Annotated in this window: 13 protein-coding genes; 6 read left to right on the top strand and 7 right to left on the bottom strand. The window is 45.4% G+C overall.

Translation table 11 applies throughout. The features are described 5' to 3' along the window. The first annotated feature begins 2 nt into the window (after positions 1–2). Together QZ176_RS06720 and QZ176_RS06715 are read left to right on the top strand one after the other, a co-directional pair. Positions 3–1,115, top strand: a complete 1,113-nt coding sequence (locus QZ176_RS06720) for a carbon-nitrogen hydrolase family protein (protein WP_295152200.1) — start codon at positions 3–5, stop codon at positions 1,113–1,115. Beyond that, complete coding sequence (locus tag QZ176_RS06715; protein ID WP_295152198.1) at positions 1,112–1,777, top strand: ThiF family adenylyltransferase; 666 nt, start codon at positions 1,112–1,114, stop codon at positions 1,775–1,777. Before QZ176_RS06720 ends, QZ176_RS06715 begins: the two co-directional genes overlap by 4 nt. A gap of 283 nt (positions 1,778–2,060) precedes the next feature. Here the strand turns inward: QZ176_RS06715 and QZ176_RS10440 are convergent, their stop codons facing one another. From QZ176_RS10440 to QZ176_RS06680, 6 genes are all read right to left on the bottom strand, one after another. Continuing rightward, positions 2,061–5,267, bottom strand: coding sequence for a restriction endonuclease subunit S (locus QZ176_RS10440; protein WP_365951670.1), 3,207 nt, complete (start codon positions 5,265–5,267; stop codon positions 2,061–2,063). A 170-nt stretch (positions 5,268–5,437) separates the two neighbouring features. Continuing rightward, positions 5,438–5,848: an Rrf2 family transcriptional regulator gene (locus QZ176_RS06700; protein WP_295152196.1), complete on the bottom strand. Its 411-nt coding sequence runs from the start codon at positions 5,846–5,848 to the stop codon at positions 5,438–5,440. 413 nt (positions 5,849–6,261) lie between these two features. Beyond that, positions 6,262–6,423 carry a hypothetical protein gene (locus tag QZ176_RS06695; protein WP_295152194.1) on the bottom strand — a complete coding sequence of 54 codons (162 nt, stop codon included), beginning with the start codon at positions 6,421–6,423 and terminating at the stop codon, positions 6,262–6,264. 289 nt (positions 6,424–6,712) lie between these two features. Further along, positions 6,713–7,180 (bottom strand): NAD(P)H-binding protein, encoded by a 468-nt coding sequence (locus QZ176_RS06690; RefSeq protein ID WP_295152192.1) that lies wholly within the window; start codon positions 7,178–7,180, stop codon positions 6,713–6,715. 16 nt (positions 7,181–7,196) lie between these two features. After that, positions 7,197–7,349 (bottom strand): NAD(P)H-binding protein, encoded by a 153-nt coding sequence (locus QZ176_RS06685; protein WP_295152190.1) that lies wholly within the window; start codon positions 7,347–7,349, stop codon positions 7,197–7,199. 215 nt (positions 7,350–7,564) lie between these two features. After that, positions 7,565–7,939 (bottom strand): cupin domain-containing protein, encoded by a 375-nt coding sequence (locus QZ176_RS06680; RefSeq protein WP_295152188.1) that lies wholly within the window; start codon positions 7,937–7,939, stop codon positions 7,565–7,567. A 355-nt stretch (positions 7,940–8,294) separates the two neighbouring features. Here QZ176_RS06680 and QZ176_RS06675 point away from each other — a divergent pair, with 355 nt between their 5' ends. From QZ176_RS06675 to QZ176_RS06660, 4 genes are all read left to right on the top strand, one after another. After that, positions 8,295–9,251, top strand: coding sequence for a cation diffusion facilitator family transporter (locus QZ176_RS06675; RefSeq protein ID WP_295152186.1), 957 nt, complete (start codon positions 8,295–8,297; stop codon positions 9,249–9,251). A 564-nt stretch (positions 9,252–9,815) separates the two neighbouring features. Then, on the top strand, positions 9,816–10,430 hold the full coding sequence (locus QZ176_RS06670; protein WP_295152185.1) for a hypothetical protein: 615 nt from the start codon (positions 9,816–9,818) through the stop codon (positions 10,428–10,430). Between the two features lie 157 nt (positions 10,431–10,587). Continuing rightward, entirely contained in the window at positions 10,588–10,869 is a 282-nt protein-coding gene (locus tag QZ176_RS06665) for a hypothetical protein (protein ID WP_295152183.1), read from the top strand. Positions 10,870–11,027: 158 nt separating this feature from the next. Then, positions 11,028–11,681: a hypothetical protein gene (locus tag QZ176_RS06660; RefSeq protein WP_005872386.1), complete on the top strand. Its 654-nt coding sequence runs from the start codon at positions 11,028–11,030 to the stop codon at positions 11,679–11,681. 85 nt (positions 11,682–11,766) lie between these two features. Here the strand turns inward: QZ176_RS06660 and ribD are convergent, their stop codons facing one another. Beyond that, positions 11,767–12,924, bottom strand: coding sequence for a bifunctional diaminohydroxyphosphoribosylaminopyrimidine deaminase/5-amino-6-(5-phosphoribosylamino)uracil reductase RibD (gene ribD / locus QZ176_RS06655; protein WP_295152180.1), 1,158 nt, complete (start codon positions 12,922–12,924; stop codon positions 11,767–11,769). Positions 12,925–13,742 lie beyond the last annotated feature (818 nt).

Raw genomic sequence — 13,742 nt, 5'->3', positions numbered from 1 at the left:
CGATGATAAACGTATGCGTTTTACAGCTACCGACGCTTTCGATGAGCGAAAATCGGATCGATTACTATATGAAGGTCGCCAAAGACAACGGCGCGCGGATCGTGCTGCTGGGCGAATATGAGCTAAATTCCTTCTTTAGCGAGCTTAAAAAGATGCCCCGCTCTATCGCCTGCGAACAGAGCGAGCACAAGCAGGAGTTGATGGCGCGGCTGGCCGCCAAATACGACCTACATATCGTAGCACCGATAATCAGAGCCGCTAGCGGTGCGATTTTGAGGCAGGCGGGCATTTTCAGCGGCGCGGCTCAAAAAAGCGCACGCTGCGGCGAAAATTCCTTAAGCCTTAAAGGCGAGCCTGATTGCAAGGGCGAGCTAAATTCCAAGAGCGATTTAAATTCCAACGGCGGTTCAAATTCTAAAGGCGCTTTAAATTTCAAAGCCGCAAATTCCGCAGACGGTTTAAATTTAAGCGCTTCGATCCCAAGTAACTCGAACGCTTCAAATTTAAAAGCCGAAAGCCAAAAAGATGCGAGCGAAGAGGAGATCTTTTGCGCGAGCGAAAACGAGCCCATCTGGGTGAAATCCTGCGCGAAATTTTCGCCCTCGGAGGTAAAATTTTACGATCAAAATATCCTGATGGACTATCCGCACTGGAACGAGGAGGGCTTTTTCGCCAACCGTAAAAGCCGCAAAATCGGTAAAATTTCGCCGATGATCTTTAGCGAGGGTGGCGTGAAATTCGGCGTCTGCTTCGGCTATGAGGCGCATTTTGACGTATTTTGGCGCTATTTTATGCAGAAAAACGTCGGCTGCGTGCTCGTGCCGTGCGCCTCGACCTTCGAAAGCGGCGGGCGCTGGCGCGAGCTTTTGAAGATGCGAGCGTTTACGAACTCGCTCTACGTCATTCGCGCCAACCGCATCGGCGAGGCGAAATTCGGCGAGAGCGAGTTTAAATTTTACGGCGAGAGCTTCGTCGTAACCCCCGGCGGCGAGATCGCAAACGAGCTGAAAAACGAAGAGGGCGTGCTGATGTGCGAAGTGGACGCGGACGAGATCGCTGCGGCGCGCGGGTTGTGGAAATTCCGAAAAAATCTAGTCAGTAGGGGGCTTTTATGAACTATTTTCACAGGCAGGTCCAGCTTTGGGGCGAGCAGACGCAGCGCGCGCTTGCGGATAAGCGCATCCTAATCATCGGCGCGGGCGGGCTTGGAAGCAGCCTTGCTTACGCTCTGGGCGCAAGCGGTATCGGTCGGATCAGCGTCGTGGATTTCGACACGGTGGCGCTTCACAACATCCACAGGCAAATTTTATTCACGCTCGCAGACGAGGGTAAATTTAAAGCGGACGTTTTTAAAAGCCGCACGGAAAGCCGCTACGACGGCATGAACGTGGAGGTGCACAAAATCCGCGCGGAGGAATTTTTTGCTAGCGCGATAGGCGCGGGCGAGAAATTTGATCTCATTTTGGATGCGACCGACAATCTCGCTACGCGCGCGCAGATCGATGCGTTTGCTAAGCAAATAGGCGTGCCGTGGGTGTTTGCGTCGGTGGACAGCTGGCAGTGCCAAGTCTGCTTCGTGCAGAATGCGGATTTTAAATTTTTCCCGAGCCTAAACGCGACGCCTGCGGGCATAACGGCTGCGATCGTGATGTTTGCGGCAAGCTTTGAGGCAAACCTCGCTCTGCGCTACCTAGCGGGGCTTGAGGTCGAAAAAGACCTGCTTTACTACGCGAACTTTTTCGGCGGCGAACTGGAAGTTAGGAAGATAAGGTTGTAGCTTGACGCGCAGACTTACACAGTTTCTGCCCTGATCCAACCTTGCGCTTAACGCCTCTTTACTTTATCTTCTCTTGATTTCTGTTGCGGGTGAATAAATGCGGTGGATTTAAACGTTCTGTGCGTTCGGACAAAATTTTAATTTACGCGCTCGAGCCAAAAATATATAATTTAAAAATTTGCACTCAAATGTATCTTATAAGCAAAGCGCCATAGAAAATTTCTAAAATTTCCCCGTTTTTAAAACGTTGCCTCTCGCTTAGCACACTACTTTTCGCGAAATTTTAAGCCTCTATGACTTGCTTTGTAGCGGCGATCTTTCGCTCTGTCCACAACACAATGTCTTTTATGACTAGCTTTTCGATAGCTTTTATGAAATTTTCCATAAATTCGTAGTCGATTTGATTGTTTATGATAGGAAGTGAAATAAATTTATTTTTTACATTATTCCAGCCACCTAACTTATTTTTATAGGAATAGATAGGTAAATCCGTTACTTTATTAATGCATACAACCATAAACAAATAAATTTGATTTGTTAGCATTATTTTGTTATTTTTCCAAACAATCGCATAAGCATCAGAGAGCACAGTGAATTCTTGTGATTGAAAATATGCCCTATAAACATCGCTATTTGAAGGAATTGATATTACGTTCCTTAAAATTGTTGCACCCTTTTTTGGAGCATAATAATTAAGCCCTTGATTGTTAAAACTTGAAGTAAGACAAGGCAAAATATACTCATTATAGGCGTATTTTGGTAAATCAAGCGCCTTGTATGGCAATTTTTTTGTTTTAATTTTCTCAAACAAATCTCCCATCCTAAATTCCTTCACTACCTCTCCTCGTCGGCTAAATTCTTCAAATTTAACTAACGCGGCTTGCTCTTTATCGGTAAGTTTATAATCTTTAAGTCCGGTTACCGCAAGATACGCGTCGAGCTCTTCGACGCGTTCGCGCTCGAGCTCTTCGATAAATTTTTCCATAAAGGAAAAATTTATCTTGCCGCCTAGCGTCGGCAAGATGATTTTTACGTCTTTTAAAATTTCCACATTAAAAGAACTGCTCCCCCAAGCAAAATTTGAAAATCCGCGCCTCATTGAAGCAATAATATAATTTGCCAAGCGACTATTTAAACCAAAATTTATAGGCTTTAAAATTTTAATCTTATCGCCGGTAAAATACTTATCTCTTTGAAAAAACATTGTAGCCGTATCTTGACCAAAGCTAATCGTATTTTCATCATTTAAATACTGCGTATTTTCATTTATGTAGCCACGAATTCCATTGTTTTTATCCCCGCGAGCCACGTAGGGATATTGTCCGCCAAACTGAATTTTATTTGCATCAAATTTACGTTTTGGCGTTTGAATGCAAAACAAATCCCCTATCCGAAATTCCCCGAATTTTCCGCCGCCTGCTTCAAATTCTCGCTCTAAATTTGTAATCCTTTCGCTAATTAAGCTTTGCTTGGGACTATCCTTTTTTAAAATTTGCGCCACTTCCCAGCTTAGGTAGTCGCTCACGGTCTTTTTAAAATTGGCTAGTGTCGGCATGGTATCTACGGGGCGAGATTTATTCCAGTCGGCACCATTGCTCGGATCAATTGTCGCTTCGTAATATTCGTTTTGCGTGAAAATTTCAAGTTTGCTTGCACCGAAACGAACCAAATTTACAAGCTCCTCGTAACGCTCTTTGGCTCTATCTGTATCCCTTAGATTATTACTAGCTTTTTTGCGGTTTGAGCGCGTATAGCCATCGTTTGAAAAGTCTATAAATTTTACTATTTCGTCTTTTTCGTGCTTTTCGCCGACTTTAAAGACATAGATATTCGTCTGCACGCTTGATTTGCCAACGAAAAGATCAATCGGCATTTTTATGCTTGCGATTAGAGTATTGCGAGCTAAAATCCTTTTATTTATCTCTTTTGCCTTGCCACTACCTGCCGAGTTTTGAATGATTATCGCTGCATAGCCGCTTTTCATCATATTTAGCGCCGCTTCAACAAATACCATACCATTGCCCTCGGCTGAGTAGGGAGGATTTAGCACGAAAGCGTTCGCAGGAAACGGCTCGTTGTCTTCATTAAAGCCGTAAGCGCCCTCAAAATCGGTCAAACTATCTTTATTTAAGATATTTGAGCTTCCGTCGCCCATCATTATCATATTTAAAACCGCGAGCATATAAATGCTTGATAGTAACTCCAAGCCCAAAAGCTGATAGACCTTTATGTGCGCCTCTTTTTTAGCTAGCTCGTCGGGAGAGCTTATGCTATTTTTAGCATCCTTTAGCATTTCATTCATTGCCGCAACTAAAAGTCCCGCCGAACCGGTAGCAAAATCCCAAACGTAGCTATCTTTATTAACCCTCGCAAGCCTTACTAAAAGCGTGGCGACGTATGATGGCGTAAGCACTACGTCGTTTAGCTTATCCTGCGTAAAACCTAACCACGAATACATCTCGTTAAAAAGCTTGCCCGTAAAATCCGTCGTTAGCCCGATTTTGTAATAAATCCCCAAATCATCGACTATTTTTGAAAAAACGCGTTTTAGCTGAGTCTCGCCGTTTGAAATTTTATTTATATTATCGGTTAGTATCGTGTTTGAAAGGGTGCGTATTATGAGGTCTTTCTTTTTGACAGGCAAATTTTTCTCATTTAAAAACGCTCTTATCTTTCGCATTAAAATTTCGCCGTCGGTATTGCCTCCTTCGCTTGATGATTTTAGCTCTGATTTTTCTAGCGGAGCTACTTTGTTTGGAATACCAAGAGTGGCAATAATGGAAGCTGCGACCAGATAAACTCTATCGTTTTCGCCAAGCCCTTTTTCATTACTATAAATGTCATTATTTAGTTTTACTAAACTCGCATCGATCTCTTTTTCGCGCTTTTGTTTGATTTTTTCTAGCTCGTCGGGAGTTAAATTTAAATTTTTAAGCCTATCAGTAAAATCGCTAAAATTCCTCTTATTTAAAAACGATAAATCGCAAAATTCGCCTACTTTGCGCCCCACTCCTAAATTTGATTTTGAAACATAATAAACACTAATTTTAGTTTGTAATTTATCCTTGCCGTCTTTATATCCTGTAACTCCTATAGCGATTATGTCAGTGTAACTCGTATGGTGCAAAAGCGCATTTGCATAATGCACTGCGCCGTTAACCGCATAATCTTTAATGTTTTTAAAATTTGGTTCATTTTTGGCGGTGCGATTTTCTACATTACCATCGGCGTCTAACTTTTCTAACTTATCTTCATAGCCTTTATATTCAATCAATACGGGATAAAAATTTAAGCCGTCGTCTTGCAAAAGCAGTTTAACATCTGGGCGGTTGCCGCCTTTACCTCCACTTTTAGTGAAATACTCTTGTAAAGCGTTATCTATTTCGCTATTTAGCGGCTCTTGCTCCAATTTGTAATCAAGTTTATATGATTTTAATTGTAAATTTATCGCGTCTGCTACGTTTGGTTCTACGCTTTGGATTTTTGCCATCTTCTTCCTTTTGAAATTTTTGAAACGCATTATAACTTAGGTTAAATTAAAGCAAAATTTTACGTGGAGAGCGGAACGGAATTTTATAAATTTAGCCTGCGACCTTAAAACTTAAAGGGCTTAAATTTTAAGTAAATTCCAAAGCTAAATGCGTTTGAAATTTAAAAAGGCTATCCCAGATCTTGCAGCAGATCCGCCAAGCTCACGCTGGATAGGGATTTTTTAAAATCATTCTGAATGCGAGCAAAGCGCGGCGCGAGTACCGCCTCGATCTTGCCGCCTACGGGGCAGGCGCTAGGCGAGCCTTTGTGCAGGCGAAACATCGCGTCCTCCTCGCTCACCGCCTCGTAAATGTCTAAAAGCGTGATGAGCCGTGCGTCGCGAGCCAGCGTGATGCCGCCCACGCCCGCGGTCGTGAGCACCAAGGCTGCGTTTTTCAGCTGCGAAATCAGCTTGCGCGCGATGGCGGGGTTTATCCCCGAGCTTGCGGCGACGAAATCGCCCGTGACCTTCTCCTTGCGAAAATACGCGACGCAAAGCATGATGTGAACGGCGAGTGAAAATTTGATACCTACTTGCATTTCGCTCCTTGATTTGAATCTGAGTTTTAGAATTTAAGCGAAATTTTCCTTAAACTCGGGCGCTAAATTTCAGATCGCGCTAAAATTTCATCCGCTAGGCGATTTCCTTAAAATTCTAATCTCAAATTTAATCGTGTCTAAATTTTATCAGCCAAACGATCTTTCCAAAATTCGGATATTAAATTTTAATCGTTCCGAAATTCCATTCGCTAGGCGATTTTTTAAAATTTAGATATTAATTTAATCACGCCTAAATTTCATCCGCGACATAGCGAACCGCGCGTTGCCTATACCGATAGCGCAATCATCCCCGTCTCGTCGCCGCCACTACCACTATCGTCGCTACTACCATTGCATTATCTTTGTCGCTATTGTCGCCGTCGTTGCTACTTCGCCGCTACCATTCATTATATTTACAGCCGAACGCTATTGCCGCTTGCCGCTACGCTACCATCGCTCATTATCTTTGCAGCCGTTATTGCAATCGCCGCGACGTCGTTCATTATATTCTTACTGCCGCCCGCTGTGATACGACTGCTACTAATGCCACCCGTGCCGCTGTCGCCTACCATCATTGCAGCCGCTACCACTGCTGCCGTTGTCGCGAATACAATCGCTGCTATCGCCACCGCCGCTATTATTTGAATACAATCGCTGCCGATGTTATCGCAAACACAATCGCCGCCGTCATTAGCACCGCGGTCACCGCTACCGTCGCCGTTAAATTTTAAATTCTAGTTCGAGTTCAGCTCCGCCACTAAATTTTAAATTTGCGTTCGAATTTTACCGCGCTATACGATTTAAAATTTACGTTAGAATTTTGCCGTGCCGCGCGGTTTAAAATTTACGCGCGGCAAAGCCGCATTATTCGCCGACCGCCGTGAACGGTTTGCCGATAAATTTTTGCGCCCCAATCTCATCTATTACGGCGAGTGTGAGGTCTGCGTAGCTGATATAGCTTTTGCCCTTGCCGTTTAGGATCAGCTCGTCGCCTCCGAGGACGTATGAGCCTGTGCGAGCGGCGTTTGCGTCGTATTCCGCGGCAGGGATCACGTAGGTCCAGATCAAATCTTTGCTCGCTTTTAGCACCTCGTAGCTCGCCGCAGTCGCCTCGGCTACGCCCATATACTCAGCCGGAAAGCTCGGAGTATCCATCAGGCGCGTCTTGCGTGAAGCGTCTGTGTATAACACGCCCGCGCCGCCGATGACGAAAAATCTAGTCTGCGTGCCGCTTAGCAGCTCTGCGATGTGCTGCGTCATTTTCGCGTGAAGCGGGAAGGTCTGCGGCGTCCATACAGCGATCGCGCTGATGACGACGTCAAAGCCCGCCAAATCGGCTTTGCTAAGCTCAAAAAACGTCCTTGTGCACGAGCTTGATGGCGCCGTTTTTATACTCTTTGTTTCGCGCGAAGCCCGTTACGTCGTAGCCCTGCTTTAGCGCCTCCGCGACTAGCGCGCTGCCTGATTTTCCGTTTGCTCCGATGATTGCTACTTTTTTCATTTTCTATCCTTTAAATTTAGATTTTTGTTTGCTGACGCAGCCACCTATCGCTGCTGCAAGCTAATTTAGTTGCCGCCGCAGCCGATACACTCTCTCATACGACCATTTATCGCCGTCGTTGCAGCCGATGCGCCCGCCACGCAGAGTGCGTCTTGCCGCGCTACGCAGTTTAAATTTTACGCCCGCGCTTTGCCACGCGCTTGTCTTGCGAAATTTTACAGCCAGCTTGGCTTTACATCGTCGTTTATCACGCCGTCGCCGTTAGTGTACTGCTCCAGGCTGCCGCGTTTAGTTTGGATACAGATAAATTTCATCCCCTGCGCGCCCGCCTTGAAGCATCTTTTGCCCGCCGGATCGATGCGGATCGCGTCGCCCTCTTTGACCGCCTTTTCCTCGCCGTCAATAAAGAGCGTGCCGCCGCCTTTTAGCACCAAATAAAGCTCCTCGTTTTGCTTGTGCGAATGCACGAAAGGCACGCTTACGTTTGCAGGAAGCTCATTGATAGAAAGCTCACAGCCGCTTAAGCCTAGAGCTTCTTTTAGCTCGACTCTCGGTTCGCTTTTCGTTGAAACGATCTTGTAGTTTGACATCTTTGTCTCCTTAGATTTTTTTTGTTGTAATGCTATAACTTACAACTGATGAGCGAAGTATAGTCAAATTTTGTTGTAATGTCAAGAGTTACAGCAAAAATTTTCAAAAAACTTGACGCGAATTTTAAAATCAGCTAAAATCCGCGCGATTTTAACCGAAGGATTTTTATGCAAAATAGCGCATTTAAAACGCTCGCAATTAGCTTAAATGACGCGCCGAAGCTGATAGGGGAAGTTTAACAAGCTAAAGACATCGAAAGCGCACAAGCGCCGAGCCAGAAGGCGATATAGATAAAATTTAAGCGCTTTTTTGGGGTATAATGTACCTAAAATTTGCCGAAAAACGAGGTTTAAAATGCACGAAAACCACGCCCATTGCGCGCATTCACACGCGTCAAATAAAACCGTTTTGAGAAATTCCTTCCTTATGATATCCGCTTTTATGCTGGTTGAGGTCGCGGGCGGCTTGGCGACGAACTCGCTCGCCCTGCTCTCGGACGCCGGGCACATGCTATCAGACGCCGCAGCGCTCGGGCTTTCGCTGTTTGCGTTTAAATTCGGCGAACGCAAAGGCAACCTGCAAAAGACCTTCGGCTACAGGCGGATCGAAATTTTAGCCGCGACGATAAACGCTCTCGTCCTCGTCGTGATCGCCGTTTTGATCGTCATTGAAGCGACGCGGCGCTTTCAAAACCCGCCCGAAGTAGCCACCGCGGGCATGCTCGCCATCGGCACGCTGGGTCTTGCCGTAAACATCGTTGTGGCGCTTTACATGCTGCACGGCGGCGACGTGAGAGAAAACATCAATATGCGCGGCGCCTACCTACACGTACTGGGCGATGCCCTGGGCTCGGTGGGCGCGATCACGGCGGCACTGCTGATGATGTGCTTTGGCTGGGGCTGGGCGGACGCGGCGGCTAGCGTGCTCGTGGCCGCGCTAATCGTAAAAAGCGGCTGGGGCGTGCTAAAAGACAGCCTAAACATCCTGATGGAGGGCTCGCCAAAGGGCGTGTGCCTAGACGGGCTCGTCGCGCAGATCAGGGGCGTGGACGGCGTGCTTTCGGTGCACGACCTGCATGTCTGGAGTATCACGAGCGGCGCAAACGCGCTCACGGCTCACATCGTGGTCAGCGGCGAGCTAAGCGTGCACGAGGCGGAGCGGATCTTGCGCGAAATATCGCACGAAATGGAACATCTGGGCATCACGCACACGACGCTACAGCTTGAAAGCAGCGAGAACGAATGCGACGGCGAGCTCATCTGCGAAGTAAGATCAAGCGGCGATGGCGGGCATTTGGGGCATAGTCATTAAATTTTTGGATTTGGAATTCCGCTCGGTTTAAAATTTAAAATTTGGCTTGAGTTTTAAATTTTAAATTTGCCCGCACCGCGAAATTTCGGAATTTTAGAATTTTGAGATTTTAAATTTTAAAATTCTGTGTCTGTTATGAAATTTTAAATCCATTCGCATAGCGGAATTTTAAAATTTCGCCCTGCGGACGCCATTTCAAAATCAGGCGCTGTACGTGCAAAATAGTAGAATTTTACGTAGCAGATCGCCGCATCATTCAAAACGGCGCCTATACGCGTTTATGGAATTTTAAATTTGACAGAAAAGGCAGGCTGGCAAATGCAGCGAAATTTATCGGACGCACGGAGTGGTTTTAAATTTAGCCAAACACCTTTCATTTTAATAGCACTGAAATGACACAGCGCGCTACATTTTTAATTTAGCCAGCATACCACGCTTCTAAATTTTAAAATTCCACGTGCGAATTGAGCTGTAAATAGAGCCATAAATTTAAACTACGCATTAAAATTTTGGCTAAATTTTACTCATTATTTGCCTGCCGATTTGAGCCGGTTAAAAGCAAATTTGACGTATAATCTCGCGAAATTTCAGGGGGCCAAGGTGCGCAAAAACATAAAATACCTAATTTACAAGTTTCTTTTGGGTAACGTATTTTTAGCCATTTTTGTGATTTCATTTTACGTTGTTTCGTGGCATATTGAAAATATTTCAAATATTGATGTTATGAGCCTTTTGAAGGGATATTTTTTATTTCCGGGCGATATTCGCCTGCCTTTTACGACGGCGATTCTTGAGCTATTCGCCTTTTACGTCAGCAGCAGTTTGAGCGATTTTTACGTCAAAGAGGTTGATCGCAAGCTAAATTTTATATTTTTCATCGCCTTTGCGACGATAGGAATTTTGGCGCTTACCGCCGTTACTTATATCATAGTATTCGGTTTTATGCTATTCGGTCTGGATCTGGATAAAAAACTAGTAGCGATATTATCTGCCGCGATATTATTCATAGGCACCTATTCTACGGCATTTTCATTTCGCAAAAGTAATTACGAGCTCGGCAAATTTTTACAAATCGTTAGTCTAAAAAGGCGCTGGAATGCCAACGAAGCACTATCGTCTATTTTATTGCTTATAGGCGTAATAATATGGCTAAACTTTATCGTTTTTGAATCCAAATAAAGCTAAGCGCGCCGTTTAAATTTCGTCCGTCTGCGCTAAATTTAATAGGCGTATATCGTTCGCGCAGCGCGACGGAATTTTAAGCACGGAATACTTTTTATCAAAATTTAAACCTATGCACTATAATTGCAAGAATTAAAAAGGACGGCAATCGGTTATGAAAAGAGATATATTAATCGCGATTTTAGGCTTACTTTGCGCCTTTATAGATATTAATTACATTAGTTTTCTTATCGCATTAAATTTGATAGTAGTCTTGGTTTGCGCCACTTTTCCTTTTATGAAAAAGAATTATATATTTTTTCTACTGCTTGTCGTAAATTTAGCTTTGTATTTGAATAATATCTACACCCCTTTTGAAAAGCCCAAGCTTTGGACTTATAACATACCTGCGCTGGCAAATGCGACGAAATTTATCGAACACACGGAGTGGTTTTAAATTTAGCCAAACGCCTTCTATTTTAATAGCGTGGAAACGACACAACGCGCGCTACATTTTTAAATTTAGCCAAGTGCATCGCGCCGCTAAAATTTAAAATTTCGCACCGCGAATTGAGCTGTAAATAGAGCCGCAAATTTAAACTACGCATCAAAATTTTGGCTAAATTTCACTCATCAAATTTTCCTGCCGATTTGAGCCTGTTAAAAGCAAATTTGCCGTATAATCTCGCGAAATTTCAGGGAGCCAAGGTGCGCAAAAACATAAAATACCTAATTTACAAGTTTCTTTTAGGCAATGTCTTTTTGGCAGTTTTTTTGATTTCATTTTACGTTGCTTCGTGGCACCTTACAATGCTCTCGGGCCTCGATGTAATAGGTTTTTTGAAGGGCTATTTTTTATTTCCGGGCGATATTCGCCTGCCTTTTACGACGGCGATTCTTGAGCTATTCGCCTTTTACATCAGCAGTAGTTTGAGCGATTTTTACGTCAAAGGTATCGATCGCAAGCTAAATTTCATATTTTTCATCGCATTTGCGACGATAGGTATATTCATCGTAAACATACTATCTTTATTTATGATTTTCGGTACGATCGTATGGCAAAAGTCAAATGCGGCATTTTCAGCAATGTGTCTATTTTTAGGGATAATTTGGACAGCTTGGCTATTCAAGAGCAGCGAATATGAGCTGGGGAAATTTTTGCAAAATTGCAGTAGCAAAAGACACTACAAAATTGACAAAGCACTATTGATAGTACTGCTTATAATCGCGCTCTTAGTAATTATACCGATAATAGCAAAGAGTTTTTAGGTATTAAAGTCGCTACTGCTTTTTACCAGGCAAACACAAGATTTTGATTAAAATACTATTTCTGCAGCTACAGTACTATCTTGCTCTACTTTAAAATTTTAAACCAGCCGTAGAATTCGTTCGTTTCCAGATGCGGATCACCCGCACTAGAGATGAAAAGCGGCCGTAGCGCGGCATTTGCTCTAAAATTTCCCGCGTCCCTCATCTGCGCGCTGTAAAAAATAAGCGCGTGGCTCGCAAACTGCGCAAACTCGTCAAACGAACTCGCCCCCGCCTCTATCATCGTGATTTTCGCGTCCGCGGGCAGCGAGCGCGAGACCTCCACCTTGCGCCCTTCGACGCCGAAAAGCGGAATGCTCGCATCAAAATCCGAAAGTGCGCGGCGCGAGTATATCCAAACGTCGGGCGCGCGCAGCTTTAGATTTTGCGGCGCGGCGCACGCGTCTAGCGTCAACATATCAGCACTGCCCACCAAGGCGCTAATTTCATCAAATTTAGCCGCGCGCACGTCCAGCGTCGGTCTGTCGGCGCGCACGGTCTGCCCACCCACGCCTACGTAATCGCACACGCCACGTAGCTCGTGCACGAACGCGCGCTGCTTCTCGCTACCGATCCGCCCATGTACTGCGCCGTTTAGCGTGGCGTTGATTTTGATGAAGCAAAAGCCGCCCTCGCGCGCCAAATAAAACGGCTCCGCAAGCTCCGCTGCCGCGGCATGGCAAACGTCAAATTTCACCTCTATGCCTCCACGGCGTAAAATTTCCGCGCCGCCCGCAGCCTGCGCGTTCGTATCGCACGCGCCGATTACCACGCGCGATAGCCCGAGCTGTGCCAAAAGCTCGGCGCAAGACGGGGTCTTGCCGCGGTGCGCGCAGGGCTCGAGCGTGACGTAGGCGCAAGCGCCGCGCAAAAGCCCGCCGTGGCGGTTTAAGATAAAATCATAGGTGAAGCTCGGCTGCAAAAGCGCGCTTTTTAGGGCTTCTAAATTTTGAAATTTAACGCCGAATTTATGGGCGTATTCGCAAGCGAAATCCTGCGCGAAATTTGCATCCAGATCGCACAGCGCGGCGAAAACGGCGTTTGCCTCGGCATGCAAAAAGCCCGCCTTTTTGTGTGCGCCTATGCCAAGAACCCTGCCGCTCTTATCCAGAAGCACGCAGCCCACGGCGGGGTTGGGCAGCGTCAGAGCCTGATAGCGCCACGCAGCCCGCAGCGCCAAATCCATGTAAAATTCGTCGTTCATACAAAATCCAAAATTTAAATTATCCCGCTCCGCCGTGATCGCTTAGCCGATTTTGCGATTAAACCGTGCTTGCAGATGTAATTCGTAATGTAGGCGCTGCAAAACTCGCAGAGGCAGTATTTGTCGCGAGCGGTAAAATCTAAATTTACGACAAAGCGTAAAATTTAAAATTCTGCTTTGCAGCAAAAGGTTTGAAATTTTACCCCGTCAAAACAGCGCGTAAATTTTAAATTTAGCCGCTTTCGGGTGCGACGTAAAATTCTAAAGCAACGTGCAAATATCGCGCAAAACTTATCATTTAGCGACGCAACATGAAATTTCAAAAACGGCACGCGCGGCATGTGAATTAAAATTTACGCAGCAGAAATCGCCGCGAAGCTTGCTTTTTAGCGGTACAATCCGAAATTTCAAAGCACCACTCGGTGGCGTGAAATTTATTTCTTGTCGGTGCAATCTGAAATTTCAAAACAAACAAGCGGCGCCGGAATTTTAAAATTTTGCGCCGAGCGCCGCGAGAGATCAAGAGCGACCGGTAGCGGCAAATTTTAAAGAAATCTAAAAATTTAACGCGCCGTGTGCCCATGCGACGCAACAAGGCGGTGGTGCTGCGGGCACATCCGCGCGAAAGGCTAATACTTATCGAATTTCACTCTGTCCGTAGCGACACATTCGTACCGATGCCGACAATCGCAAACCTAAGCCGCAAAAGGCTTGCGCGCGGTATGTGTTTTTGAAAGACGCACCGAATATCGCGCGCCAAATTAAAAAGCGAGGCAAGATGCCGCGAGCCGTGCATCGCTCGCGATAGACGCAATATT

The sequence above is a fragment of the uncultured Campylobacter sp. genome (genome assembly GCF_905373215.1).
Classification (GTDB): Bacteria; Campylobacterota; Campylobacteria; order Campylobacterales; family Campylobacteraceae; genus Campylobacter_B.
This window is presented reverse-complemented; position numbering and strand designations above follow the sequence as displayed.